The organism is Rhodanobacter lindaniclasticus (assembly GCF_004799035.1).
GTDB classification, from domain to species: Bacteria; Pseudomonadota; Gammaproteobacteria; order Xanthomonadales; family Rhodanobacteraceae; genus Rhodanobacter; species Rhodanobacter lindaniclasticus.
The window spans coordinates 57,293-83,846 of sequence record NZ_MWIO01000004.1 but is presented as its reverse complement, the minus strand read 5'-3'; the positions used below and the strand labels follow the sequence as shown (position 1 = coordinate 83,846).

Annotated in this window: 20 protein-coding genes; 9 read left to right on the top strand and 11 right to left on the bottom strand. The window is 68.0% G+C overall.

Annotated features, from left to right (window positions below; all coding sequences use genetic code 11):
- Positions 1-2: 2 nt before the first annotated feature.
- The 3 genes from nudE to B1991_RS01475 all read right to left on the bottom strand — a co-directional run bounded on the left by nudE (position 3) and on the right by B1991_RS01475 (position 2,305).
- Complete coding sequence (gene nudE, locus B1991_RS01485) at positions 3-560, bottom strand: ADP compounds hydrolase NudE (RefSeq protein ID WP_136256936.1); 558 nt, start codon at positions 558-560, stop codon at positions 3-5.
- Between the two features lie 204 nt (positions 561-764).
- Complete coding sequence (locus B1991_RS01480; protein WP_136256935.1) at positions 765-1,541, bottom strand: inositol monophosphatase family protein; 777 nt, start codon at positions 1,539-1,541, stop codon at positions 765-767.
- The gene (locus B1991_RS01475; protein WP_246031021.1) at positions 1,538-2,305 is read right to left on the bottom strand and encodes a type II secretion system protein N; all 768 of its coding nucleotides are present in this window, start codon (positions 2,303-2,305) and stop codon (positions 1,538-1,540) included. The genes B1991_RS01480 and B1991_RS01475 overlap by 4 nt, the downstream gene beginning before the upstream one ends.
- A 95-nt stretch (positions 2,306-2,400) precedes the next feature.
- Here B1991_RS01475 and B1991_RS01470 point away from each other — a divergent pair, with 95 nt between their 5' ends.
- Together B1991_RS01470 and B1991_RS01465 are read left to right on the top strand one after the other, a co-directional pair.
- Positions 2,401-3,771, top strand: a complete 1,371-nt coding sequence (locus B1991_RS01470; protein ID WP_136256933.1) for an adenosylmethionine--8-amino-7-oxononanoate transaminase — start codon at positions 2,401-2,403, stop codon at positions 3,769-3,771.
- 52 nt (positions 3,772-3,823) lie between these two features.
- Entirely contained in the window at positions 3,824-4,573 is a 750-nt protein-coding gene (locus B1991_RS01465) for a 16S rRNA (uracil(1498)-N(3))-methyltransferase (protein ID WP_136256932.1), read from the top strand.
- A 6-nt stretch (positions 4,574-4,579) separates the two neighbouring features.
- Here the strand turns inward: B1991_RS01465 and B1991_RS01460 are convergent, their stop codons facing one another.
- The 8 genes from B1991_RS01460 to pilG form a co-directional block, all read right to left on the bottom strand.
- Positions 4,580-7,477 (bottom strand): TonB-dependent receptor, encoded by a 2,898-nt coding sequence (locus B1991_RS01460; RefSeq protein WP_136256931.1) that lies wholly within the window; start codon positions 7,475-7,477, stop codon positions 4,580-4,582.
- A 182-nt stretch (positions 7,478-7,659) separates the two neighbouring features.
- Positions 7,660-8,193: a chemotaxis protein CheW gene (locus B1991_RS01455; RefSeq protein ID WP_136256930.1), complete on the bottom strand. Its 534-nt coding sequence runs from the start codon at positions 8,191-8,193 to the stop codon at positions 7,660-7,662.
- Positions 8,190-10,079 (bottom strand): chemotaxis protein CheB, encoded by a 1,890-nt coding sequence (locus B1991_RS01450; protein WP_136256929.1) that lies wholly within the window; start codon positions 10,077-10,079, stop codon positions 8,190-8,192. Before B1991_RS01450 ends, B1991_RS01455 begins: the two co-directional genes overlap by 4 nt.
- Entirely contained in the window at positions 10,072-15,981 is a 5,910-nt protein-coding gene (locus B1991_RS01445) for an Hpt domain-containing protein (RefSeq protein ID WP_136256928.1), read from the bottom strand. The genes B1991_RS01450 and B1991_RS01445 overlap by 8 nt, the downstream gene beginning before the upstream one ends.
- Before the next feature lie 103 nt (positions 15,982-16,084).
- The gene (locus B1991_RS01440; RefSeq protein ID WP_136256927.1) at positions 16,085-18,115 is read right to left on the bottom strand and encodes a methyl-accepting chemotaxis protein; all 2,031 of its coding nucleotides are present in this window, start codon (positions 18,113-18,115) and stop codon (positions 16,085-16,087) included.
- Between the two features lie 139 nt (positions 18,116-18,254).
- Positions 18,255-18,794 (bottom strand): chemotaxis protein CheW, encoded by a 540-nt coding sequence (locus B1991_RS01435; RefSeq protein ID WP_136256926.1) that lies wholly within the window; start codon positions 18,792-18,794, stop codon positions 18,255-18,257.
- Positions 18,791-19,162, bottom strand: coding sequence for a response regulator (locus B1991_RS01430; protein ID WP_136256925.1), 372 nt, complete (start codon positions 19,160-19,162; stop codon positions 18,791-18,793). The genes B1991_RS01435 and B1991_RS01430 overlap by 4 nt, the downstream gene beginning before the upstream one ends.
- Before the next feature lie 22 nt (positions 19,163-19,184).
- Complete coding sequence (pilG, locus tag B1991_RS01425; RefSeq protein WP_210772073.1) at positions 19,185-19,550, bottom strand: twitching motility response regulator PilG; 366 nt, start codon at positions 19,548-19,550, stop codon at positions 19,185-19,187.
- Positions 19,551-19,937: 387 nt separating this feature from the next.
- On the opposite strand from pilG, the gene gshB reads away from it, so the two are divergent.
- From gshB to B1991_RS01390, 7 genes are all read left to right on the top strand, one after another.
- Positions 19,938-20,915, top strand: a complete 978-nt coding sequence (gshB, locus tag B1991_RS01420; protein ID WP_136256924.1) for a glutathione synthase — start codon at positions 19,938-19,940, stop codon at positions 20,913-20,915.
- Positions 20,912-21,781 (top strand): energy transducer TonB, encoded by an 870-nt coding sequence (locus B1991_RS01415; RefSeq protein WP_136256923.1) that lies wholly within the window; start codon positions 20,912-20,914, stop codon positions 21,779-21,781. The genes gshB and B1991_RS01415 overlap by 4 nt, the downstream gene beginning before the upstream one ends.
- Before the next feature lie 97 nt (positions 21,782-21,878).
- The gene (locus B1991_RS01410; RefSeq protein ID WP_136256922.1) at positions 21,879-22,448 is read left to right on the top strand and encodes a YqgE/AlgH family protein; all 570 of its coding nucleotides are present in this window, start codon (positions 21,879-21,881) and stop codon (positions 22,446-22,448) included.
- Positions 22,445-22,894, top strand: a complete 450-nt coding sequence (gene ruvX / locus B1991_RS01405; RefSeq protein WP_136256921.1) for a Holliday junction resolvase RuvX — start codon at positions 22,445-22,447, stop codon at positions 22,892-22,894. Before B1991_RS01410 ends, ruvX begins: the two co-directional genes overlap by 4 nt.
- A gap of 32 nt (positions 22,895-22,926) precedes the next feature.
- The gene (locus B1991_RS01400) at positions 22,927-23,853 is read left to right on the top strand and encodes an aspartate carbamoyltransferase catalytic subunit (RefSeq protein ID WP_136256920.1); all 927 of its coding nucleotides are present in this window, start codon (positions 22,927-22,929) and stop codon (positions 23,851-23,853) included.
- 250 nt (positions 23,854-24,103) lie between these two features.
- On the top strand, positions 24,104-25,888 hold the full coding sequence (locus B1991_RS01395) for a hypothetical protein (protein ID WP_136256919.1): 1,785 nt from the start codon (positions 24,104-24,106) through the stop codon (positions 25,886-25,888).
- Between the two features lie 241 nt (positions 25,889-26,129).
- Positions 26,130-26,513, top strand: a complete 384-nt coding sequence (locus B1991_RS01390; protein ID WP_136256918.1) for a BON domain-containing protein — start codon at positions 26,130-26,132, stop codon at positions 26,511-26,513.
- The last annotated feature ends 41 nt before the right edge of the window (positions 26,514-26,554 follow it).

Sequence of the window (26,554 nt, the reverse complement as noted above, 5' to 3'; positions counted from 1 at the left end):
GCTCATGATCTGTGGAAGCGCCCGGCGAGGTATTCGCGGGCCATGAACAACGCGGCGATCGAGCGCCCCTCGGTGACGTCGTCGCGGCCGAGCAGGGTGTGCAGCTCGGCCATCTTCCACGGCACCACTTCGAGCTCTTCCGGTTCGTCGCCGGCGAGCTTCTCCGGATACAGATCCTGCGCCAGCACCACATGCGCCATGTGCGTCATGTACGACGGCGACAGCGACAGGTTGTGCAGGATCTTCAGCTTGCGCGCGCCGTAGCCGATTTCTTCCTTCATCTCGCGCTCGGCGCCCTGCTCGGCGGTTTCGTCCTGGTCGAGCCGTCCCTTGGGCAGGCCCAGCTCGTAGCGGCCGACGCCGCCGCCGTATTCGCGCACCAGCAGCACGGTCTCGTCATCCAGCATGGGCACGATGATCACCGCGCCCAGGCCGCTGCCCTTGAGTCGTTCGTAGGTGCGCCGCACGCCGTTGGAAAACTCCAGGTCGAGCTGCTCGACCTGCAGGAATCGACTGTCGGTGACGTCGCGGATGGCGTGGATGATCGGCAAGGTGGCCATCCGGACATTCTAGGAGCGTGAGCGACAGAAATCTTCCAGGCTGCAAAAGCGGCTGCGTGGTCCGTATTTGACCAGCTTCGCTAGCGCTTCGCCGATTCTTGACCCGTGGAACCACCGTGGGTCGGCGAACCGTCGTAGTCCGTCCTCGCGCAGCCACTTTCTCGCCTCGAAAGTCTCCACCGCCCATGCTCCAGCTCGCGCGGTTCAGCGCCGCAGACGCTGCAAGGCCTGCGCGTGGATCGCCGGCGTGCCGGCCAGCACGCTGGTCGTCTCCAGCGTCGGCGGTGCGCCGTCGAGATCGGTGAACACGCCGCCGGCCTCGCGCACGATCACCGCCAGCGCGGCGATGTCGAGGATGTTCACGTCCGACTCGATCACCAGATCCAGGCTGCCGCGCGCCAGCAGGTGGTAGTGGCAGAAATCGCCGTAGCCGCGGATGCGGTTGCTGTCGCGGATCAGCGCGCCCAGCGCTGCCCAGCGGTCGTCGCCGGCGAGCGTCCTGACGTTGCCGATCGAGATCGCCGCCTGCGCTATGTCTGTCGTGTCCGCCACGCGCACGCGCTCGCCCTCGAACCAGGCGCCACCGCCTGCGCTGGCCCACATCGTCTCGCCGTAGACCGGCGCGCTGGACACGCCGAGCACCAGTTCGTGGCGGTCCATCAGCGCGATCTGGGTCGAGAAGAACGGCGTGCGGCGCACGAAGCTCTTGGTGCCGTCGAGCGGATCGACCAGCCACAGCAAAGCGTCGCGCTCGCCCTGCAGGCCGAACTCCTCGCCGTAGATCGCCGCCTGCGGCAGCGCGGCCTGCAGCACGCGGCGGACCGCCTGCTCGGCCTCGCGATCGGCCACCGTCACCGGGGTGGCATCGGCCTTCAGCTCCACCTCGACGCCGTGGCGCCAGTAGTGCGTGATGATCCCGGCGGCGGCAGTGGCGGCCTCGCGTGCCGCGGCCAGCGCGACGGCGGAAGTCTGGGGGTTCATGGCAGCGTGTCGTCCTGGCGGTTCGGTGGAGAGGTGGCGGCGAGGCCACCGGCCTGCCGGATGTGCACGCTGCCGTCGGACGCGACCGACCCGAGCCGCGCCAGCCAGCGCAGCAACGCCGGATCGCGATGGCGTGCGCGCAGCGTGCTGTCCAGGCGCCAGCCCAGCGGGCTCAACTGCAGCTGGCCGCGCACTTGCAGCGGCCCGTCGCCCTGATCATGCCATTGCGCCTGGATCACGCCACCCTGCGCCTGCGCGCTTCCCTGCAATTCGCCCAGCGCCAGCTCGCCTTCGGCCGTGCGCACGGCGGCCCGCTGCCACCGGCCCTGTGCCTGCAACTGCAGCGGCCAACCGCCTTGCAGCAGCACATGGTCGACCGCCAGTTGCAGCTCGCCCAGCGGCTTGCCCCAACCGGCGGGAAGCGGAACATCCGTTGCGGCGAGATCGGCGTGCAGCCGCCAGCCTTCGGCCTCGATGCGGCCCTGCGGCGTGCGCCGCACGGTGCCGGAGAAATCCGCCTGCGGTCCGTCGAAGGCCAGCTTCATCTGCAACTGGCCGAGCAGCGCGCGCCGCGACAGTTGCCATTGCAGCCGCCCCAGTCGTCGTCCGTCGACACCGAGCACGTCGTCGGCCGCGCCGTTCCACACCGTGCCGTGCACCTGCTGCAGGCGCAGGCCGTGCAACTGCGGCTCGACCCACGGCATCACCCAGCGCATCGGCAGAAACCACGCCAGTGCCAGCACGACCGCTGCGAGCAAGGCCACGGCGAGGAGAATTTTCCGCAGTCGAATCAAGCGTCCGGTTCCGAATGTTCCGCGCGCCGCTTGAGCATCCCGGGCGCAGCGTCGATCATAACCGGATGACTATTCCCGCAAACAGCAACGCCACGCTCGCCGAGCGCGATCTCAGGCATGTCTGGCATCCCTGCACGCAGATGCACGACCACGGCGAGGGCACCGTGCCGATGGTGCCGATCGTGCGCGGCGAAGGCGCGTGGCTGGTCGATGCCGAAGGCCGGCGCTACCTCGACGGGGTCAGCTCGTGGTGGGTCAACCTGTTCGGCCACGCCAACCTGCGCATCGCCGCCGCGCTGGCCGACCAGGCCGGCACGCTGGAACAGGTGATCTTCGCCGGCTTCACCCATGAGCCGGCGATCCGGCTGGCCGAGGAACTGGTGCGCGTCACGCCCGCGCCACTGCAGCGGGTGTTCTTCGCCGACAACGGCTCGTCCGCGATCGAAGTGGCGCTGAAGATGAGCTTCCACTACTGGCTCAACCGCGGCCATGGCGAGAAGACCCGCTTCATCGCGCTCAGCGGCAGTTACCACGGCGAGACGCTGGGCGCGCTGTCGGTCAGCGACGTGGCCTTGTACCGCAAGACCTACGCGCCGCTGCTGCTGACCCCGCTGCTGGCGCCTTCGCCGGATGCCTACGAGGGCGAGCCGGGCGAGACTCCCGCACAAACCGCGGCGCGCCGGCTCGGCGAATTGCGCACCCTGCTCGAACGCCATGCGCACGAGACCTGCGCGGTGATCGTCGAGCCGCTGGTGCAGTGCGCCGGCGGCATGCGGATGTACCACCCCGATTACCTGGTCGGGCTGCGCGCCTTGTGCGACGAGTTCGCGGTGCACTTCATCGCCGACGAAATCGCGGTCGGCTTCGGCCGCACCGGCACGCTGTTCGCCTGCGAGCAGGCGGCGGTCAGCCCGGACTTCATGTGCCTGTCGAAGGGACTCACCGCCGGCTTCATGCCGCTGTCGGCGGTGCTCACCACCGACGAGGTCTACGAGGCGTTCTATGCCGAATACAACGCCGGCAAGGCGTTCCTGCATTCGCACAGCTACACCGGCAATCCGCTGGCTTGTCGGGTGGCGCTGGAGACGCTGGCGATCTTCCGTGACGAGCCGGTGCTCGAGCGCAACCGGCAGCTGGCCGCGCATCTGGCGCGTCGACTGGCACCGCTGCGCGAGCATCCACAGGTCGCCGACGTGCGCCAGGCCGGCATGATCGCGGCAGTCGAACTGGTCGCCGACAAGGTCAGCCGGCGCCCGTACCCTGCGGACGAGCGCCGCGGCCTGCGCGTCTACCTGCACGGCCTGCAACACGGCGTGCTGCTGCGTCCGCTCGGCAACGTGGTGTATTTCATGCCACCCTACGTGGTCACCGGGCAGGAGCTCGACCTGCTGGTGGACACGGCCATCCAGGGCATCGAACGCGCGATCGCTGACTGACCGAACGCTGCGCGCACGCTCCGTTATGCTTGGACTTTTGCGGCCCTGACGCATGCGCACCATCCGACTTCACGCCGACCTCCCCTTTGCCGTGGGCGCCGAATTCGTGCTGCCACCGGATGCGGCCGAACACGCCACGCGGGTGCTGCGGCTGCCTGCGGGTGCGCCACTGGTGTTGTTCAATGGTGACGGCTGCGACTATGCGGCCACCATCGCCGCAATCGACAAGCGCACGGTGCGGGTGCAGGTGGCTGCCCGCGAGCCCGTGCACAACGAGTCGCCCCTGCCGCTGCTGCTCGCCCAGGGCATCGCGCGCGGCGACAAGATGGACCTGATCGTGCAGAAGGCCACCGAGCTGGGCGTGGCCGGCATCGTGCCGTTGCTGACCGAACGCTCGGAAGTGCGCCTGGACGCGGAGCGGGCCGCCAAGCGGCTGGCGCACTGGCAGTCGGTGGCGATCAGCGCCTGCGAACAGAGCGGCCGCGCACGCATCCCGCGCATCGCGCCGATCCAGCCGCTGGCGGCATGGCTGGGCGGGTTGGCTGATGACGGCGCGCTGCGACTGGCCCTGCTGCCGCAAGCTGAAAAAACCATCGGCGCGCTGCGCTTCTGCGCCGCCGGCGGCGTGCTGGTGATCGGCCCGGAGGGTGGCCTCGGCGAGACCGACACCCGCGCGCTGGCGCAGCACGGCTTCCACGGCCTGCGCCTGGGGCCGCGCATCCTGCGCACCGAGACGGCCGGCCTGGCAGCACTCAGCGCCTTGCAGGCCTGCCACGGTGACCTCGCGACCGCCGGCGGATGAGCCGCGCTACAAGGCGTAGTTGACGCCGAGCAGCACGGTGCGCCCCCAGGTGTCGTACTCCAGCGGACGCGCTACCTCCACGCTGTTCGGCAAGCCGCTGACCTGCTCCGACTCGAACGGCTCGTTGGTCAGGTTGGACACCTGCAGCAGCAGCGACAAGCCCTTCAGCCGCCCGTCCGGAAACTCGTAGCTGGCCTGCAGGTCGGTTTCCTTGTTGGCGCGGATGCGCGTGTAGCCGATCTGATCGAACAGCGCCACGGCCTCGCCGGTGAAACTGGAACGGTAGCGCTCGGCGATCCGCAACGCCAAGCCGTGGGCCTCGTAGTAGACCTGCAGGTTGGCGGTCTTGCGCGACAGGCCCGGCAGCGATTTCGGCCCACCCGGAATGTTCGAGATGGTGCTGTCGGGGATGGTGCTGTTGGTCAGCGCGAAATTGGCCTGGACGCCGAATCCGGCCAGCGCCGGCGACAGCCGCGCCCCGGACAGCGCCCCTTCCAGCTCGACGCCCTGCATGCGGCCGCCGGTGCCGTTCTGCGGGGTGGAGAACGTGCCGATGTTGCTGCTCGGCGTCAGCAGCGGGTTGTTGTTGGTGTAGCCGCTGAAGTCGTAATCCGTCACGGTGCGGGTGTAGATGTAGTTGAGAATGTTCTTGTTGAACACGTCGACGCCGACATAGGTGGCGTCGTCGAAATACTTCTCCCACGCCAGGTCGGTGCCGACGGCGATGTACGGGCGCAACTTCGGATTGCCGCCGCTGCCCGACCAAAGCACCTGGCCGGCACCGGGACCGTTCTGGACTTCGGAGACCGCGGCGGACGAAGCCACCTTTTCGTCGTCGATGCGCCCGCGGGTCAGCGTCTTGGCGAAGCCGAAGCGCAGGTACTGCTGGTCGCCCAGCTCGGCCACCAGGTTGAGGCTGGGCAGCACCTTGGTGTACGTGGCGCCGCCGGTGAGCGTGCCGACCTTGTCGTTGCCGGTGGTCTGGAATGCCTGCGAGGATTGCTCGGTGCGCACCACCTGCACGCCGGCGTTGCCGCGCAGGGGAATGCTGCCCAGCGTGGTGTCGAGATTGAACTTCAGGTAGGCCACCGGCACTTTCTCGCGCACCGAGTAGTTGCGGTCGTAATCGCCCGCGCCGTTGCGCTGGGTGAGGTAGAACTGCTGCTCCAGCGCGGCCAGCACGTCGTAGTCCACGATCGGGCCGATGCCGCCGTAGCCCAGCGAGGTGTTGCCGCGCAGCAGCGAGGGATTGATCGGCACGCCGAAGGCGTGATCGTAGGTGCCGGGGTCGGAACCGTTGCCGTTGAGGTAGGCGAAGAACACGTCGGCCTGCTTGGTCTTCTCGCGATCGGACCAGGCGATGCCGGCATCGACGCTGGAGAAGATCCAGCCCAGCGGATGGGAGATCGCCAGTCGCGCGGATTTCAGGTGATCCTTCTGCCGGTCGAATTCCTGGCGGCCGTTGTAGCTGTAGTTGTCCGGGTCGGTGAACACCAGGCTGGCCGGATCGCCGGGGTTGAACGAGGTGCGGAAATCGGGAAAACCGAAATCGCGCGGGGTGGTGAACTGCACGTCGCCGAGCGCGCCGCCGGGCAGGCCGGTGAAAGTGTAGGCATCGAGCAGCTTCACCCGCGCCGACGAATAGGCCACGTCGCCGCTGACGACCCAGCCGTCGCCGAAATGGATCTGGTTGCTCCAGTCCGCCGAGAACAGGTAGTCGCGCTCGCGGTTGTAGCCGTTCTGCAGGATCGGCGCGATGCCCATGAGCGTGCCCGAGGTCACCAGCGGATAGGGCTGCAGCGGCACGGTGCCGACATTGTCGTAGGACACGTTGTCGTACGGGCTGCTGGACCACTGCAGGCCGTTCTTGTACGAGCGCTTGTCGAAGCGGGAGTAGAACAGGTTCAGCGTGGAGTAGTAGGTGTCGTTGGGCGCCCACTCCAGCACGCCCATCACGCCATCGCGCACCTGGTCCTGCGAGAGCGCGCGCAACTGCATGCCTTCCTGCGAGATCACGTTGTCGGGCATGCCCGGCGTATGCGGCCCGCCCCAGTTCTGGTCGATGCCGGCGGTGCCGTTGTCCACGCTCCACCACCAGGCCTGGTACTGCCGCTGCTGGATCGGCGCATCCTCGCGCGCCGCGCCGAGCGCGATGCCCAGCGTGTGGTCGAAGAACTGGTCGATCCAGGACAGGCTGAAGCGGTGCCCCCAGTCGCCCACGCCGGAGCCGGGGTTGAGCGAGCCGTTGCTGCTGCGCTGCCCGCGCAGGTTCGCGGCCAGCTTCATGCCATCGAAATCCAGCGGCTTGATGGTATGCATGTCGACGGTGCCGGCCAGGCCCTGGCCGAGCAGGCTGGCGTCGGGTGTCTTGTAGACCACCACCTGGTTGATCAGCTCGGCCGGATACTGGTTGAATTCCACGCCGCGGTTCTCGCCGGTCGAGGCCTGTTCATGGCCGTTCAACAGCGTGGCGGTGAAATCCGGCGACAGGCCGCGGATGGAGATCTGGTTGGCCTGCCCGTCCAGCCCGCGCTGGGTGGCCAGGCCGGACAGGCGCGACAGGCTGTCGGCGATGCTCGGGTCGGGCAGCTTGCCGATGTCCTCGGCAGAGACGACCTCCACGATCTCGTTGGACTGCCGCTTGACCTGCAGCGATTTCTCGATGCTGCCGCGAATGCCGGTGACGACGACGCGCTGCAGGTTCTTCACCGGCAGGCGCGGGTTCGATGCGCTTGCCGGCGGCGGCGTACTCGACGGGCTGGCCGGCGCGGCGGTGTCCTGCAACGTCGATGCGCCGGCAGCCAGCGGCGCCAGCACGAACATCGCGACTGCCAGGAACAGGCCGGACGACCGGCCATGGACGAAACGCGAAACGGCAGAGAACGGCAGGCACGAACCCGGCATGGCGATGTCTCCTCGGCGACAGACTTGGCAGGCGAGTCCCCTGCCCGGCGCCGGGAGCGAGTTCGCCGCAGCGAACGATGCTCAGAACCAGGTGCACAACGCGTCAATTTTCTGCGGCGGGAACCTGGCGGCAAAGGTTCGAAGGCCGCACCGCGGGCGCAAAGTGGCGCCCGCGGGCCCGATCAGTGCAGCGTGCCGGACACATCCGGCGAGCCGATGCCCACCTCGTCGGCACCGGGATCGGCGTGGCCGGCGTCGAGCAGGTCGAGCAGGTTCGCCTCGATCCATTCCAGGTCAGGGATCATCGCCACGTCGTCGCGCACCAGCACGTGCGCGCGAACGCCGTCGGGCAGGCCCTTGCCATCGTGCGTTGGAATGATCAGCTCGGAATTCAGCGTGGTCAGGCGGGGGAACCCCTGGGTCTGCACCGCGATGAACGGCAATCGCGGATCGCCACCCAGGGCCTTGAGCACGGCCACGCGCACGACCAGTTCGCTGTCGCCGTCCTCGGTACCGGCCAGCCGCGTGAACGAAACCAGCGGCACCCGCCAGCCGCGCCAGGCGATGCGGCCCAGTAGCCAGTGCGGTGCGCCTTCGATCGGCTCGGGCGCACTGTGCGTGACCACCTCCGCGATCGTGGCATTGGGCAGCAGCATGCGCGCTTCGCCGACCGGCACCAGCACGCAGCGGATTTCACGCGGCAACGGATCACTCATGGAAACACCTCGATCAGGTGCGCCGCCAATTCGGACGGCGTACCGGAGAAACTGACCAGCCGCTCGGCGAAGATCCCGCTGACCATGTCGGCGAAATGTTCCCCGGACGACGCTTCGACCCAGACCTGGCCACCCCGATCATGGATCGCCTGCGAACCGGCGATCGCATCGTTGCCACGCCCGGCAAAGACGATCGCCACGGCATCGCGGCCGAAACCGTTCGCCGCCATGCTCAGGCTGGCGTCGATCGACGGTTCCTCCGCGGCGTCCGCCAGCAGCTCCACGCTCCCATCGCGGCGCAGCCGGACCTGCTGGCCGGCGGGCACCATCAACACCTCGCCCATGCCGACCCGGCGCCCGGGCTCGGCCAGACGCACCGGCAGCGGGCCATGCCCGGCAAAACGCTCGAGCACGTCCCGGTCCGACTGGCCACCCAGGTGTTGGGTAAGCAGGAAGGTCAGGCGGGTAGTGGCGGGCAGCGCGCCCAGGAACTCGCGGACCGATTCGACGCCATCGACCGAGGCGCCGAGCATCACGATCCGGCTGAGCGCGGAGCCGAGCTCGTCCAGCACCATCTCGTGATCCGGCACGAAAGCCTGCGGTGCCACCGCCTCTTCCATCGACACCAGTTCCAGGCTCATCGTCGGCTCCAGGTCGGGGGCGACCTGCTCGACATCTGGCGCCAGGAACTCCGCCGCGCTGAGCTTCTCGATGCCGAACGCCGCCGCATCGGGCTTCTCGCCGGCATCCTGCGGCGCCTCGTCGTCCAGCAGGGCCCAGCTGTCCGGCGCACGCACCGGCGTCGATGCCGCAGGCGGAACAGGCTCGGCAGCGGCGGCCGGCTCGAGGGTCAAGTCCGAGTCGGCCAGCGCCGACAGGTGCGGATCCTCGGGGGCGGCAGGCGCGGCTTCACCCACGCCCGGCGGGACATCGCCATCGAGGTCATCCGGCTCCAGCGGGCCGAAATCACCATCGTGCAGCGCCGGCAGATCCTCGTCGCCAGTGAAGCGCAAACCCGAACCCACTGGTTCATCGTCCTCTCCGCCCGGCAACTCGCCGGAGGCGAGCAACGCCTCGAGTTCGGCAGCCAGGTCATCCGACTCTGCGGGCAAGCCGGCACCTGCCTCCACCTCGACCTCGATGTCGGCAGCCAGATCGTCCGGTTCCGCGGTTGCGCCGGCGTCCGTCGCCATCTCGATCTCGAGTTCGGCAGCCAGCTCGTCCGATTCCGCGCTCAGGCTTGCGTCCGCTGTCGCATCGATGTCATCGACCAGCGGGGCGGGGGCATCATCCATGCCGAGACCGGCGTCGAAAACGTCCTCGTCGGCGGCCACGGCGTGCAGCGACTCATCGGCAGGCGGCGACTCGATTGACACGGCAGGCGTCAGCGCATCCTCCGTGCTCGGCGCGTCAATATCGTCCTCATCCGGAGAGGGGACGGCTGCGGACTCGTCGATCGCGGCGCGGCCAACGGCCTCGGCCGGCACCGGCGCGGCGGCCGCGGGGGCAACCTGGATCTCGCGCGCGTGCTCCGGGCGGGGCGGATCGATGTCGCCCACCGCCAGCACCTTCACCGCCAGATGGCGCGCCCAGCGCGCACGGTCCCAGCCATCCAGCGCACGGCTGGCCTGGGCATCGTTGAACACCACGCGCGGCCGGTCGCCGTCGATGATGTCGTACAACTGGTCGAGCGCATCGTCGGCGCCGTCGTCCAGGTTGATCACCAGCACGTCCGCACCCACCTGTTGCAGCAGTTCGCGGCTCAGTCCGGCCACGCCGCCTTCGTGGACGATGCGAGCACCACGCTCGTGCAACGCATCACGCAACTGCCCACCAAGTTCGCTGTCGTCGAACAGCAGGGCGACCGCGGGTGGCGTATCAGTCATGAATCGGCTCCGCGGCACGTTGCTCCAGCACCTCGGCAATCTGCAGCAGCAGTTCCGCCTCCTGGTACGGCTTGCCGAGGTAGCGGTCCACGCCGATGTCGAACGCGCGCTGGCGGTGCTTGTCGCCGCTGCGCGAGGTGATCATGATGATCGGCACGTCGCGCAACCGCGGGTCGGCCTTCATGTGGGTCGCCAACTCGTAGCCGTCCATGCGCGGCATCTCGATGTCCAGCAGCATCAGGTCGGGCACGCGCTCGTGCAGTTTCTCCAGTGCATCGACACCGTCCTTGGCCGTGCTGACCTCGTACTCGTGGCGCTCCAGCACGCGGCCGGTGACCTTGCGCATGGTGATCGAATCGTCGACCACCATCACCAGCGGACGCACCTGCACTTCCTCGATGACCGGCGCTTCCACTGCGCTGAGGCCTTCGGCAAGACGCTGCTCGCGACGGATCATGCCGTGGCGCACCAGCGGCGCCAGGTCGAGAATGATCAGCACCGAACCGTCGCCCATGATGGTGGCGCCGAGCAGACCCGGTACCGAGCTGATCTGCGGACCAACCGACTTGACCACGATCTCGCGCGAGCCGAGCACGGCGTCGATACGGATCGCCGCACGCAGGTCGCCGGCGCGGGTCAGCAGCAGCGGCTGCTGCTCGTCCTCGGCGGCAAGGCCGGGTGGCAGCCCGAGCAGTTCGGCCAAGTCGTGGATACCGTAGTCCTCGTTGCCGTGCTGGAACGAGGGCTCGTCGGTGGCCAGCAACGCGGCCAGTTCTTCCGGATTGACCCGCGCCACGCCCTGCACCGAGGTCATCGGGATGGCGAAGGTCGCCTCGCCGATGCGCACCAGGATGGCCTGCGTGACCGCGAGGGTGAACGGCAGGCGCAGCACGAAGGTGGTGCCCTGGCCTTCCTCCGACTCGATCGACAGCGAGCCGCCGAGCTGCTTGATCTCGTTCGCAACCACGTCCATGCCGACGCCGCGACCGGCCAGCTGGGTGACCTGGCTGGCAGTGGAGAAGCCGGGCTGGGTAATCAGCGACAGCAGCTGGTTGTCGGTAGGCCGCGTCTCGGGGCGCAGCATGCCGCGATCGATGCCGCGCTTGCGGATCGCCTCGCGGTTGAGGCCGCGGCCGTCGTCGCTCACCCGCACCACCACCTCGGTCGCCTCGCGGGCCACCTTGATGCGTACCGCGCCCTCGGCGGGCTTGCCCAGCTTGCGCCGTTCGGCCGGGCTCTCGATACCGTGCGCGATGGCGTTGCGCAGCATGTGTTCGAACGGCGCCTTGATGCGATCGAGCAGGTTGCGGTCCATTTCGCCGTGCGCGCCGTCGACGTACAGCTGGGCCTGCTTGTGCTCTTCCTGCGCGGCCTGGCGCAGGGTGCGGCGCAGGTTGGGCACCATCGTGTCGAACGGCAGCATGCGCGTGCGCAGCAAGCCGTCCTGCAGTTCGGTACTGACGCGCGACTGCTGGATCAGCAGGGTTTCGGCCTGGCGGGTCAGCTCGTCCAGCATGTTCTGGATCGACACCAGGTCGGATACCGACTCGGCCAGCGCACGCGAGTACTGCTGCAACTGCGAGTAGCGGTCGAGCTCGAGCGGATCGAACGCGGTCAAACCCGCCTCGCGATGCTCGCGCTGGAAGCGCGCGATGATCTGCGCCTCGGTTTCGATTTCCAGCATGCGCAGCTGGCTGCGCAGGCGTGCCACGGTCTGTTCCAGCTCGACCAGGTTGAAGCGGTAGCCGGCCACCTGCTGTTCCAGCCGCGAGCGATAGATCGCCACTTCGCCGGCATGGTTGACCAGGTTGTCGAGCAGGTCGGCGCGAACGCGGATCTGCTCCTGCGGCGAGTGCGGCTCGCGCACCGTCTCGGGCAGCAGCTCGGGCAAGCCGTGCTGGTCGTCGTGGACGACAGGCTGCGACGTTTCGGCCACCGGCGCCTGCGTGTCCTCGGGCGCGTCCACCGTATCGCCGACCAGGGTGGTGGCACCGGCGAGTTCCAGCAGGTGGTCGATGGCGGTCTGCGGATAGTCGGGCATGTGCCCTTGCGATACCCGCTGCACCATCGCGTTGAGCTGGTCGAAGCTCGATTCGAGTGCACCGATCAAGGTGCCCGTCTTGCCGGGATCGCGAATCGGCTTTTCCAGCACCGTCTCGATCGCATGGGCGAGGTCGCCCACCGAGACCAGCCCGGCGATGCGTGCACCACCCTTGAGCGTATGCAGGTCGCGCTGCAGTTCGCCGACGTAGGAAAGCTCGCCTGGCTCGGCGTGCCACTTGGCCAGCACGCCATCGGCACTGTCGAGGATCTCGCGCGCCTCGTCGATGAATACCTCCAGCAGGTCCGCGTCGATGCGGCTGCCATCGGGAAGCACGAACGCGGACACCGGTTCCACGCGTGTGGCGGCCGCCTTGGCGGCCTCCGCCGCGGCCTTTTCGGCAGCGGCTTTCTCGGCCGCAGCTTTCTCCGCCGCAGCTTTCTCCGCCGCAGCCTTTTCGGCAGCGGTCCGTTCTGCGGCGGCTCGCTCCGCTGCCGCTTGCTCGGCGGCAGCCTGCTCCGCGGCCGCTCGTTCCATGGCGGCTTGTTCGGCGGCGGCCTGTTCGGCTGCCGCCTGCTCGATGGCGGCCTGACGGGCTGCCTCGTCGGCAGCCTTGGCCGCTGCAACGGCGGAGTCGATCTCGAACGCGTGCAGCGCCGCGGTCATCTCGGCAGCGGCATCCAGGTGCAGGTGATCGTCCTGCCCGGTCCCGGCAGGTGCATCCGGCTGCTCCGACGCGGCCAGCGGCATGGAGGCCATGCCCGCTCCGTCAGTCGTCGCGTCGGCGTCATCGAAGTCCTCGTCCGCCGCGTCCTCGCCCGCCTGCGGCTCGAACACCACGTGCGCGACCTGCGACTCGGGATAGTCGTCGCGCATCTCGGTGATCTGCGCGGTGAGCGCGTCGACCTTGGGCAGCTGCGACGCCGGGGCGTCGAACTGGGTCATCACCTGGTCGACCACGTCGGCAGCCTGGCCCAGCAGGCGCACGCCCAGCGGGGACAGCGGCTCGCTGGAGGCGCGCAAGCGCTTGAACAGCCCTTCCAGCGGCGACAGCAGTTGGGTCAGCAACGGGATGTCGACCATCGCGATCGCGCCGTGCAGGGTATGCACGGCCCGCAGCAGCTCCTCGCTGACCGGCAAGGCGCCTTCGCTGCGCTGGATCGCGGCACGAATGGTCTGCAGGTACTGCGCAACCTCGCTGCGAAGGATCTCCAGCAACACCGGGTCGATCGGTGGCATCGCCGGCATGTCCACCAGCGATTCCGGCTCGGTCGCCGCGGGCTCGGCCGCGGCGGATGCGCTGGCCACATCGGCATCGGTGAGGCTGGCCCGTGGCACGTCGGCCGCCTCGACGGCGGCGCGAGGCACCCGGCGGACCACCGTGCGGGTAACCGTCTCGGTACCGCGCGACATGAAGTCTTCCACGCGTGCCGGCTGGCCCGACGCCAGTCGTTCGGCGGCCTGCATGATCGCGCTGAGCGGCGCCTGCGGATCGCCCTCGCCCTTGAGCGCGGCCAGCAGTTGCGGCAGCGCGTCGATGGCGTGGCGAACCACGTCCTGCACGTTCTGGTCCGGCCCGATGGTGTGGTCGAGGACGCGGTTGAGCATGTCCTCCACCTTCCACGCAAACTCGCCCAGCACGCCGGCGCCGACCAGGCGGCCGGAACCCTTCAGCGTGTGGAACGAGCGGCGGATGCCGACCAGCGCCGGCGTCTGGGCCGGGTCGGCCAGCCAATCCTTCTGGGCCACCGCGAGGTTGTCGATCTCCTCCTGCATTTCCTCCAGGAAGATGTCGCGAATGTCGTCGTCGATGCCCTCGGCATCGGCGTTGAAGCGGGTGTTCGCCGCCAGCGGATCGGCAACCGGTACCTGCTCGACGATTTCTTCCTCGACCTCGATCCAGTCCTCGCCCGCCTGGCTGGCGGCGACGTCCGGACCCGCCGGTGCTCCGGTCTCCGCGAGGCGCAGGCCACCGAGATCGTGCGAGGCCTCGCCAGACGCCTGCGTGTCGCCGATGAACAAACTGCCGAGATCCGCCCCCGGCAACATGCTGACCGTTTCCGATAGATCGGGATGCGGTTCGTCCTCGGGCTGTTCCGGGGCAGTGGTTTCGGCTGCCGGTGTTGCGGGCTCCACCACCGCGCGCTGCGCGGGCACCGGCCAGTAACCGAGCTGCGCGAGGCTGTGCTCGGCGACGTCAAGAATGTGCTCGAGCCCGCCACGATGCTCGCGCGCGGCCTCCAGGTAGTATTCCAGCGCCGCCAGCGCGTCGGCCAGGTGATCCATCTGTGCGCCGCTGGGCACGCGGCGGTCCTGCAGCAATTCGTAATCGATGAACCGCCCGACGCCCTGGGCCAGTTCGGCCGGCCGCGGCGAGGACAGCATGCGCATGGCGCCGGCCACCTCGTCCATCAGCTGCGGCGCACCGGCCAGGCGGTCGTGCTGCCAGCCCGACTCCACGAAGGCGACGATCGCGTCTTTCACCTTGCCGGTGTTGCCGATCGCTTCCTGCATCAGGGTGGAGACCACGCCCAGTGCCTCGCTGCGAGGCAGTCCGTGGGTGGGGTCAGTGGCAGCCGCGGGTTCGCCTTCGGAGCCGAGGCTCTCGATGTGGTCGTCCAGCGAAGCCTCCACGTAGAGCAACGCGCCGGCAACATCCAGCAGCGTCTCCTCGTCGGCGGGACGCAGGCGGTTGGCAATCTCGTCCAGCACGCGGCGCTGCTCGCCGACCACCCGGCGCGGCACGGCCAGCGCCAGCATGCCCAGGGTGTCGCCAACCCGTTCAAGTACTTCGCCCTGGGCGGCAAGCTGTGCCGGATCGCCGTCCTGCTCGCGCAGGAACAGGTCCAGCGCTTCCTTGACGCGCAGCAGGTCGTCCTTCAGCGCGCGCGACACCGAATCGAGCAGCGCGCGGTTGTGTCCGGCCATGGAGCCACGTGCGTGTTCCAGCTCGCCGGCATCGGGCAGCAGGCTGTCCAGCGCGTAGGTGCTGCGCAACAGCTCCATGTGCGGGCTGCGCTGCTTGGCTTGGGCCACGATGTAGAGCAGCTTGCAGGCCACCTCGTCGGCGTCGCTTGCGCGCAAGGCGTTTTCGCCGTGCTCGATCAGCAGCCGGATGTTGCGATCCACCTTGCCGATCAGCTGGCGCACTTCGGCGGCGTGCCCCTTGAGCATGCCTTGTTCCAGGCCTTCCAGCACGCCGGCGGCGATCCACCACAGGCGCCGGCCGTGCACGTGATAGCAACGCGCGGTGATGGCCAGCAGGGTCTTGCGCATGGCGACCAGCTGCTGGGCCGCATCCTGCCCACGGAACCACGCCAGCAACTGGTGCTGGAAGCGCAGGCGCAGGCCGGCCAACTCGACGCGATGCGCCGCGGCATAGGCCTCGCTCATCGCCGCCGGAGCCTGCTCGGGCAGGAAGGCGTCGAGGTTGGGGTGGAACATCGACGATTCGGGCAGCGGTTCCAGCCCGCGGGTGGCGCGCAAATCGTTCAGCAGCGGCAGCAGCACCACCGGCACGTCCCGATGACCGCTGGACAGCCGCTCCAGGTAGTCGGGCAGTTGCATCAGGCCGCGCATCAGGGCGGCGTAGGCCTCCTCGCGCTGGACCACCTGGTCGTTCAGCAGCGCGCCGACCAGGGCCTCCATCTCCGCGGTGACCGCCGCCGCACCGTACAGCTCGACCATCTTCAGGGTGCCGTGCACCTGATGCAGATGATCCGTGCAGGTGCGCATGAAATCGCGCTTGCCCGGATTGTCGACGTACGACTCCAGTGCTTCGCGGGCAATCGACAAGGTGTCGTCGAGTTCCGGCTTGACCCACTGCAGCGTGGTGAAATCGATGTGGTCTTGAAGTCTCATGCGCCTCTCTCAGCGGTCGCGCCATGCGGACATTGCGAAACCAGCGAGACTGCCCCCCGTACTGTGCGTGTGTTCATCCGGCTGCTGCCCACGTCGAGCGAAATCATCCCGGCAGCTTGAAGTGCGCCACCGAACGGCGCAGATCGCTCGCCAGTTGTGCCAGGGTGCCGATCGAGTCGGCGGTCTGGCTCGCGCCTTGCGAAGTCTGCGAAGTGATTTCCTGGATCGCGTTCATCGACACGGAGATATCGGTTGCCGCCGCAGACTGCTCGCGCGCTGCGGTGGAGATGTTCTGAATCAGCGCGGACAGATCGTGCGAGACGCGCTCGATGTCGCCCAGCGCGCTGCCGGCGTCCTCGGCCAGGCGCGCACCGGCGACCACCTCGGCGGTGGTCTGCTCCATCGAATTCACCGCTTCGTTGGTATCGGACTGAATCGTCTGCACCAGGGTCTCGATGCGCTTGGTCGCGCTGGTGGAGCGTTCCGCCAGCCGCTGCACTTCGTCCGCCACGACCGCGAAACCGCGGCCCGCCTCGCCGGCCGAGGCCGCCTGGATGGCCGCGTTCAAGGCCAGGATGTTGGTCTGCTCGGCGATGTCGTTGATCAGTTCCACGATCGAGCCGATCTCCTGGGAGGATTCGCCCAGCCGCTTGATGCGCTTGGAAGTCTCCTGGATCTGGTCGCGGATGGAGTCCATGCCGGAGATCGTTTCGCGCACCACTTCGGCGCCGCGCGAGGCGATCTTCACCGAGCGCTCGGCCACGTCGGCCGATTCGGCGGAGTCCTTGGATACCACGTCCATCGAGCTCACGATCTGGTTGATCGCCGAGGTCGCCGAGGTGATCTGCTGCGCCTGCTGCTCGGCAGCGTTGGCCAGGTGGCGGGCGGTGGTCTGGGTTTCCTGCGCCGAGGACGACACCTGCTCGGAGGTCTCGTTGATGGTGGTCACCAGCGATCGCAGCTCGTCGATGGCGTAGTTCACCGAGTCGGCGATCGCGCCGGTGATGTCCTCCGACACCGTGGTCTTCACCGTCAGGTCGCCTTCGGCCAGCGAGCCCATCTCATCCAGCAGGCGCATGATCGCCTCCTGGTTGCGCTGGTTCAGCTCGGTACTCTGGGCGAAACGCTTGCGCTGGTCGGTGACCAGGGCGATGACCAGCAACAGGGCGAAGGCCACCGCGGCGATCGCGCCGAACAAGCCCCACCACACGTTCGGGAACAAGCGGCGCAAGGGCAGCTTGCCGATCTGGTCGGACAAGTCGTTGGCGCGCAGCAGCACGGTCTGCGAATCCAGCGAGGCCTGGTTGCCGGCGCGCTTCACGTCCGCGATGTTGGCCGCGGCGGCAGACAGCTTGGCCACCGGATCGGCCAGCTTGGCCCAGTTGGCGTCCATCTCGGTGAGGATCTTGCGTGCGTTGGAATCGGAAATCGGCCGCACGCCGCTGTCCGGGTTGCCCTCGATCAGGCCCTTGAGCACGTTGCCGTACAGCTGCGCGTCGCGCGACAGGCCGTCGGCGGCGGACTGGGCGTTGTCACCACCCTGCAACACTTCCTGCACGCGGCGGATGATGCGGTCGGCGGACAGCATCTGGCGCGAGGTACCGAGCATCTGCTCGGAACTGCCGTTGCGCTGCTGCAGGATGTTGACCACCTGCTCCATGCTGGAGTTGAGCAGCGGCATCTGCTGCGAAATCGTCGCCGCGCGCTGGGCCGAATCGAGCACCACCGCCTTGTTCGACAGGATCTTGCCGATGTCACCGTCGAGCTGCGCCCATGCTGCGCCGAGCGCGGTCACCGCGCGGCCAGCGGGCGACTTGTTGCCGTCGGCATAGGGTTGCATGCCGCTGGTGGGGTCGCCCTTGTCCAGTCGCTTGACCGCCGAGTCGATGGCATTGCGGGTGGACTCGAGTTCCTTGAAGGAGTCCACGTTGCCATCGGCGGATTCCAGCGCGAACTTTGCCGTCTGCTGCGAAAGCACCTGGATCTGCGTGGTCAGCGCGACCGCCTGGCGATCCTCGCCGTTCTTCTGGTTGAGCATGAAGAAGTCGAGTGCCGCGAAACCGATCGCGATCAGCAGCAGGACAATGAGTGCGGTATATCCGCGTTCCCGGCTGACGCCCCCTGTAGTACTCATGTTCACCTCATAGCTTCAACTGATATGTGCCGCCAATACGCACCGGCCCTGCCGCAACGTTCCGAGGCGGGCACTTGCCTCCGGCAAGCTTCCCGCCCCGCCCCGCCGCACGGCATCCCCTGCCGGAATCACCCCACCATCAGGCAGCCGCCTGACGGAAATCCGGTGCACGCACCAGCCGGGCCATGCTGAAAATCGCCAATTGCTGCTCGCCGACCCGGTTGTCCACGAAGCGAGCCAGTCGCGGATCGTCCTCTTCCCACGTTTGCTGCCGCTGTGCCGCGTCGACCGTGCGCTGGCCGAGCACCTCGTCCACCAGCAACGCCACGCTGCCACCGCCCTGGCGCACTACCAGCAGGCGCGAGCGCTCGGAATGCTGGGTGCGCTCGCCGAACAGGAAACGGCCGATGTCGACCACCGGCACCAGGTTGCCGCGCACGTTGGCCACGCCCAGCAGCCAGGGTTGGGTACCGGGCACCGGGGTCAGCAGGGGCACGGCGAGCAACTCGTTGATCTCGTCAATGCCGCTGACCAGCAGCCGCGACCCCACCCGGAAACCGATGCCGCGCCACAGCCCCGGCGCCTCGAACTTGTCCTGGGTGTCGGAGGCATGCGCCAGCGACAGCCGCTCGTAGCGGGCCAGGATCTCGAACGGGGTACGGTTGGCGGCCTGGTTCATGACCCACTCGTGAGCAGATCGTTGATGCAAGCCAGCAGCTCCTTCTCGTTCACCGGCTTGGTGATGAAGGCGCGTGCACCCTGGCGCATGCCCCATACGCGATCGGTTTCCATCGACTTGGTGGTGATCATCACCACCGGCACGTGCTGGGTCTTCGGGTCACGGGTGAGCGTGCGGGTGGCCTGGAACCCGTTCATCCCGGGCATGATGACGTCCATGATGACCAGATCGGGCAGGTCGGCACGCACGCGCTCGATGCCCTCCTCGGCCGTGCTCACGGCTGCAACCTGGTGACCGGCCCGTTCCAGCAGCGTGGTGAACACGCGCACGTCGGTCGGAGAATCGTCGATGATGAGAATGTTTGCCACAGTTCCCCCTCAGAATCGGCAGTCAGTGACTTGCTGCAGCACTGACATGTCGATGGATTGCGCCAAGCAGCTCGTCACGGGTGAACGGCTTGGTCAGGTATTGTTCGGCCCCCACGATGCGGCCGCGCGCCTTGTCGAACAGTCCATCCTTGGAGCTGAGCATGATCACTGGCGTGGCGCGGAACTCGGGGTTGTTCTTGATCAGGGCGCAGGTCTGATAGCCGTCGAGGCGCGGCATCATGATGTCGACGAAGATGATCGCCGGCTTCTGATCGGAGATCTTGGCCAGCGCCTCGAATCCGTCGACTGCGGTCAGCACCTCGCAGCCCTCTTTTTTCAGCAGGGTCTCCGCGGTGCGGCGGATGGTCTTGGAGTCATCGATCACCATGACCTTGAGACCCGCCAAATCGGTAACGCTCACGTTCAAATTCACTCACTCCCCCCTGTGGCTCGCCACGAGCTCAGGACAAGTATCAGGACATGCAACTGTTGTGCCCAATGGTACGGATGTGGAAATCCCGGTGATCCGGCTGCTGCAAACCCGCACCGTGGCGGCATTCCCGAAGCTTTGCTGTTTACTGCCTGCCCGACGAAACTGTCAAGCGACCGCCGCCACGCGATGCCCGCCGGTCGCACTAGTTGACGCATATTGGCACCTCGGGCCGACGCGTACCGCCGCCGGGCACGAGATGGATTACGCGGCTAGTATAGCCGGCGGCCGTCGCGCCCCTGCTGGCGCCAGCGCACAAACCCGGCAACTCGCGGAGTACCCAAGATGACCCTCTCGGTCGGCGTCCTGATGGATCCCATCAGCGACATCAAAGTGGCCAAGGACACCACCCTGGCGATGCTGCTGGAGGCCACGCGGCGGGGCCATGACCTGCACTATTTCGAGCAGGGGGATCTCGCCCTGCGCGAAGGCGCGCCGTGGGCGCGCAGCGCGTCGCTTCAGGTGCGGGACGATCCGCGGAACTGGTTCACGCTGGGCGAGCCCCGCTGGCACGACCTGCGCGAACTGGACGTGGTGCTGATGCGCAAGGATCCGCCGGTCGACGCGCAGTTCGTCTACGACACCATGGTGCTCGAAGCGGCCCAGCGTGGTGGCGTGCTGGTGGTGAACGATCCGCGCTCGCTGCGTGACTGCAACGAGAAGCTGTTCGCACTCGCATTCCCGCAGTGCATCGCGCCGACCCTGGTGGCGCGCGACCCGGCCGAACTGCGCCGGTTCGCCGCCGAGCATGGCGAGGTGGTGCTCAAGCCGCTCGACGGCATGGGCGGGCGCGGCATCTTCCGCGTGCGTGACGGCGACAGCAACCTGAACTCGATGCTGGAAACCCTGCTCGGCGGCGATGACCATGGCGCGCACCGGCAACTGGCGATCGCCCAGAAATACCTGCCCGAGATCAGTGCCGGCGACAAGCGCATCCTCGTCGTGGATGGCGAACCGGTGCCATACGCGCTCGCACGCATTCCGCAGGGCAGCGATTTCCGTGGCAACCTCGCCGCCGGGGGACGCGGCGAGGGCGTGCCGCTGTCCGAACGCGACCGCTGGATCGTGGCGCAGGTGGCCCCCGAACTGCGTCGCCGCGGGCTGCTGTTCACCGGCCTGGACGTGATCGGCGACTACCTGACCGAGATCAACGTCACCTCCCCGACCTGCGTGCGTGAACTCGACGCGCAGTTCGGGCTTAACATTGCAGGTCAGCTGTTCGACGTCATCGAGCGGCACGCCAGTGGAAACCGTCCTGCGTGAGTGCAACCGCAACCGTCAACGCCCGACCTGATCCGATCGGCGCCACCATGCTGTTCTCGCTGCTGTTGCACGGCGTGCTGCTGCTGGGCCTCACCTTTCATTTCGCCAAGCCGCAGCCGAGCCTGCCGACGCTCGACGTGGCGCTGGTCAACGTGGCCAACCGGGAGGCGCCGGACAAGGCGGACTTCCTGGCCCAGGCCAACAACCGCGGCGGCGGCAAGAGCGATCGTGCCGCGCGGCCTTCGCAGCTGTTCTCCGGCGCGCTGCCCCGGCCCGATCCCGGCGTGGCCGCGCAACCGGTGGAAGAGTCCACGCCACTGCCGCGGCCAGCCACTCCCACGCGCATGGTCACCACCAGTGGACGCAGCGATTTCAGCGTCAGCAGCGACACCGCGCAGACCGAGGTCGACCCGCAGCACGCCACGCCCACCGCTGCCGAACTGAAGCGCCAGCAGGCGATCGCCCAGCTCGCCGCCGAGCTGCGCCGCAAGAAGGTGGACTACGCCAAGCGTCCGAAGGTGAAATACCTCACCGCGAGCACCCGCGAGTATGCCTACGCTGCCTACATGCGTGGCTGGTCGGACCGGGTCGAGCGCGTCGGCAACCTGAACTATCCCGAGGAGGCGCGCCGCCGCGGCCTGCACGGCAACGTGCTGCTCACCGTGGTGCTCAACCTCGACGGCAGCATCAAGAGCATCGACGTGATCCAGAGTTCGGGCCAGCCGGTGCTCGACGCCGCAGCCGAGCGCATCGTGCGCCTGGCCGGGCCGTTTCCGCCGGCGCCGCGGATCGGCGACCACATCGACGAGCTGAACATCACCCGCACCTGGCAGTTCCAGCCCAACAACGTGCTGCAGACGCGCTAGCGGCACCTTGACCGTCCGGCGCGGACAGCGCGACCTCGGCGAACGGATCAGCACTCTGCGCCCTGCGCCGGGATTGCGCTGCGACTACAATGGCCGCATGGCTGCCATGCAACCCCAAACCCTCACCGGCCACTTCCTGATCGCCATGCCCGGCCTGGCCGAGCCGCCGTTCTCGCGTGGCGTGGCGTTGCTGTGCCAGCACGACGAGGATGGCGCGGTGGGCCTGCTGGTGAACCAGCTGTCCGAATACCGCTTCGGGGACGTGCTGAACCAGATGAAGCTCGAGTGCGCGGATGCGGAACTGGCTGACGCGCCGGTGCTGATCGGCGGCCCGGTGCAGCAGGAGCGCGGCTTCGTGCTCCATCGCGAACCCGGCGACTGGGAATCGAGTTACCGCATCAACGCCGACTGGTCGGTGACCACCTCGCGCGACATCCTGGTGGCGATGGCCGCCGGCGAAGGCCCGCGCCAGGCGATCATGGTGCTCGGCTACGCCGGCTGGGATGCCGGCCAGCTCGAACAGGAACTGATGGCCAACGCCTGGCTCACCGCCGAGGCCAGCAGCCGGGTCGTCTTCGACACGCCGCTGGAAGAGCGCTGGAGCGCCGCCGCCGGCCTGGTCGGGGTGGATCCGCGCCAGCTGTCCGGCTACGCGGGCCACGCATGAGCTGCGTGCTCGGTTTCGATGTCGGCAGCCGCCTGACCGGCGTGGCCATCGGCAACCGCCTCACCGCCACCGCCCGCGCACTCGACGTGGTGGCCATGCATGACGGTCAGCCGGACTGGAATCGGCTCGACGCCCTGCAGCGCGAATGGCAACCCGACACCGTGGTGGTCGGCCTGCCGCTGACGCTCGAAGGCACCGAACAGCCGGCCAGTCGGCGGGCGCGGGCCTTCGCCAGCCAGCTGGGCCAGCGTTACGGCCTGCCGGTGCAGCTGGTCGACGAACGCCACAGCTCGCGCGAGGCCGCGCAACGGTTCGCCGCCGGGCGGGCAGCCGGCCTGCGGCGGCGACGCGACGCGGCCGGCATCGACGCCGAAGCGGCGGCGGTGATTCTCGAACGCTGGCTGGCCGACGCCGCGGTCGTTCCCCTCGACGACACTACGCGCTGACGCGCACGCCCCACCCACCTCTGCGAAATCCCATGAGCCCTCGCCTGCGCCACCTGACCACCCTGGAAAACCTGCCGCGCGAGACGATCGAGCGCCTGCTCGACCGCGCCGAGACCCTGCGCGATGCCTGCGCCCACGGCACCCGCAAGCTCGACGTACTGGCCGGGCGCACCGTGCTCAACCTGTTCTTCGAACCCTCCACGCGCACCCGCACCTCGTTCGAGCTGGCCGCCCGCCGCCTGGGCGCGGACGTGGTGAACTTCAATATCGCGCTGTCCTCCACCAGCAAGGGCGAGGAACTGTTCGACACCCTGCACACGCTTGAGGCGATGCATCTGGATGCGATCATCGTGCGCCACAAGGAATCCGGTACGCCGGACGAACTGGTGCGCCACGCGATGAGCGGCGTGTCGGTGATCAACGCCGGCGACGGCAACCACGCACACCCCACCCAGGGCCTGCTGGACGCACTGACGATCCGTCAGCACCGACCCGACTTCGAGAACCTCAGGGTGGTCATCTGCGGCGACATCAGTCATTCGCGGGTGGCCCGCTCGGACATCAACGCGTTCACCACGCTGGGCGTGAAGGAGATCCGCCTGTGCGCCCCGCCCGAGCTGATGCCGGCCGGCGACGAAGTACCTGAGGGCCAGCGCTTCACTGACTTCGACGAGGCCATCGAGGGGGCCGACGCGGTCGTGATGCTGCGTTTGCAGAAGGAACGCATGGCCCGCATCGAGCTGCCCGACGAAGCCGCCTATTTTGCCCACTACGGACTGGACCGGCGCCGGCTGGCGCGCGCCGCCAAGGGCTGCCTGGTCATGCATCCGGGGCCGATCAACCGCGGCATCGAGATCGCCTCGGACGTGGCGGACGGCGCCCAGTCGCGCATCCTGGAACAGGTCGGCAACGGCGTGTTCGTGCGCATGGCAGTGCTGAACGAGGTGCTCGCGCGCTGAATGCCCGCTGCAGCGCCGGCGCCGCGCCCGCCACGGACGCAACCCAGGAGCGTGGGCGACAGAAACTTCCGAGGCGAAAAAGTGGCTGCGCGAGGACGGATTTTCGACGGTTCGCCGACCCATGGTGGTTCCATGGGTCAAGAAACGGCGGAAATGCGGACCGCGCAGCCGCTTTTGCAGCCCGGAAGATTTCTGTCGCCCACGCTCCTTGCGGGCATAATGGTCGCTGCTGCTCACCACGGGGATCAACATGCGCGCGACAACCCGCTATCTCGCGATGGGACTGGCCAGCGTCCTGCTGGCTGCCTGTTCGCACAAGGACAAGGATGCACCGCTGGCCTTCGTGCCGGCCGATACGCCGTACGTCGTGGCCAATCTGGACGTGCTCGACGACGCCACCCGCAAGGTGCTGATGGCCCAGGCCGACGCGCAACTGCCGTCCCAGCTGGCGCAGATGGATGCCGCAGCGGACCGGCTCGCCGAAAAGGATCCCGACGGCGCACGCCTGTTGCGCGCGCTGCGTGCCGAATTCAACGGCAAGACGGTGGAAGGCTTTGCCCAATCCGCCGGCCTGGACATGAAGGGCTATTCCGCCTTCTACGGCCTGGGCCTGGCCCCGGTGCTGCGCTTCCAGCTCGCCGACCCGGCCGCCTTCGATGCCTTCGTTGGTCGCCTGGAGACCGCCTACGGCAAGAAGTTCGAGGTGGTCAGCGAGGGTAAGCAGAGCTACCGCCGCTACGTTTCCGCCGAATCGGGTACCGAGGTGATCCTGGCCACGGTCGACAAGCAGGCGGTGGCCGCACTGCTGCCGCTCGACGCACCGAAGACCATGTTGCGTGAGGCGCTGGGGCTGGACCGCCCGCAGAAGAGCCTGCAGGACGATGGCCGCCTGGCCGACCTGGCCAAGGCCAAGGGCTACAAGAAGTGGGTGGTCGGCGAATTCGACCTGACCCGCGCGCTGCCGCTGGCGCTCGGCGGCAAGGACGCACTGGCCAATGCGATGCGCAAGGCCCGTGCGGTGGCCGAATCGGCCAAGACCGGCGAGCCGGTGGCGAACCAGCTGCAGATCCCGCCGGAATGCAGCACCGATGCGGCACGCATCGCCGCGCGGGTGCCGACGGTCAGCTTCGGCTACACCCGGCTCGACGCCAACCACCAGGATGGCCGCCTCGACATCGCGCTGGCCGACGACATCAGCAAGGCCTTCTCCGGTCTCAAGGTCGAGCTGCCCGGGCTGGGCCAGGACGGCACGGCGCCGTTCGACGTGAGCCTCGCCCTGCCGATCGCCGACCTGCGCACATTCTGGATGGCGCAGGCCGAAGCGGTGGCTGCCAAGCCGTTCACCTGCCCGGCGCTGAGCGACCTCAACGAGGGCTTCGCCAAGCTCGGTCCGGCCACGCAGAAAGCCGCGATCCCGCCGTTCGGCGACCTGCTCGGCGTGCGCCTGGCGCTGGATACGCTTACTGACAACCCCACCTCCAGCCTGCCCACCTTCAGTGGCCGGCTGGTGCTGGCCACCAGCAATCCGACCGGTCTGCTGGCGATGGGCCAGATGATGGTCCCTGCACTGGCACAGTTGAAGGTGAGCAATGACGGCAAGCCGGTGGCGCTGCCGCAGCAGATGGCCGGCATGCTCGGCCAGCCAGGCTGGGTGGCGATGGGCGACAAGGCACTGGCGCTGGGCGTGGGTACCGGCGAGGACGCCAAGCTGGCCGACACCCTCAAGGAAGCCGGTGGCAGCGCGGGCCAGATGGCGCGGATGAACCTGAGCGGCGCGATGTACCTGTCCTGGGTGCAACTGATGCAGGACAAGGTCGACGCACTCACCGCCGCGGCCAGCGCGATGGACGCCAACGGCAATGCATCGACGAACAAGGCCGACGACAGTGCGGCCCAGGCCGCGGAAGCGGCGGCGCGCGCCAAGGCGCAGTTCGAGGCGATGAAACAGCAGGCGCAGCGCGTGGAGAGCATTCGCGCGGAGATGCACGTCGACACCAGCGGCATGGTGATCACCAGCCAGACCACGCTGAAGTAGACGGCGCTCAGACTGCTTTCCAGCCAAACCGGGGTGCGTTGCGCGCCCCGGTTTTTTTGTGCGCGCAACGCGCGGCAAACATGCTGGTGACCTCGTCTTCGCAAAGCCTGGCGGCACCTGAATCGGGACGGCCCATTCCCACACGCCATTCACTCCGGCGCTGCTGTCATGTCGTCACGGAATCCCATCCTGCGATTCCCCGTTGTCTCCCCGACAGCCCCTCGTCCCCCAGGAGATCGCCATGCAAAACCATTCCCTGATTCGCCGCAGCATGACCGCCGCCGCCCTGACCCTCGCCTTCGTCGCCGTGCCGCCCAGCCAGGCCGTGGCGTCGCAAAGCAACGAGCCCGCGATGCAGGCATCGGACAACCAGACGGTGCCCGACAAGGCCGCCGACGCATGGATCACCACCAAGGTGAAAACCGAGCTCGGTACCACCAAGGGCGTGACCGCCACCGACATCAACGTGACGACCAACGATGGCGTGGTCACGCTGACCGGCAACGTCGAGAGCTCCATGGAGAAGAACCATGCCGTGCGCATCGCGCGACAGATCAAGGGCGTCAAGAGCGTCGACGCCTCCGGACTTGCGGTGGGCCCCGCCCGCCACGATGACAGCCATTGATCGGCCGCAATCACTCGTGAAAAAGAAAAGGAGCCGCAAGG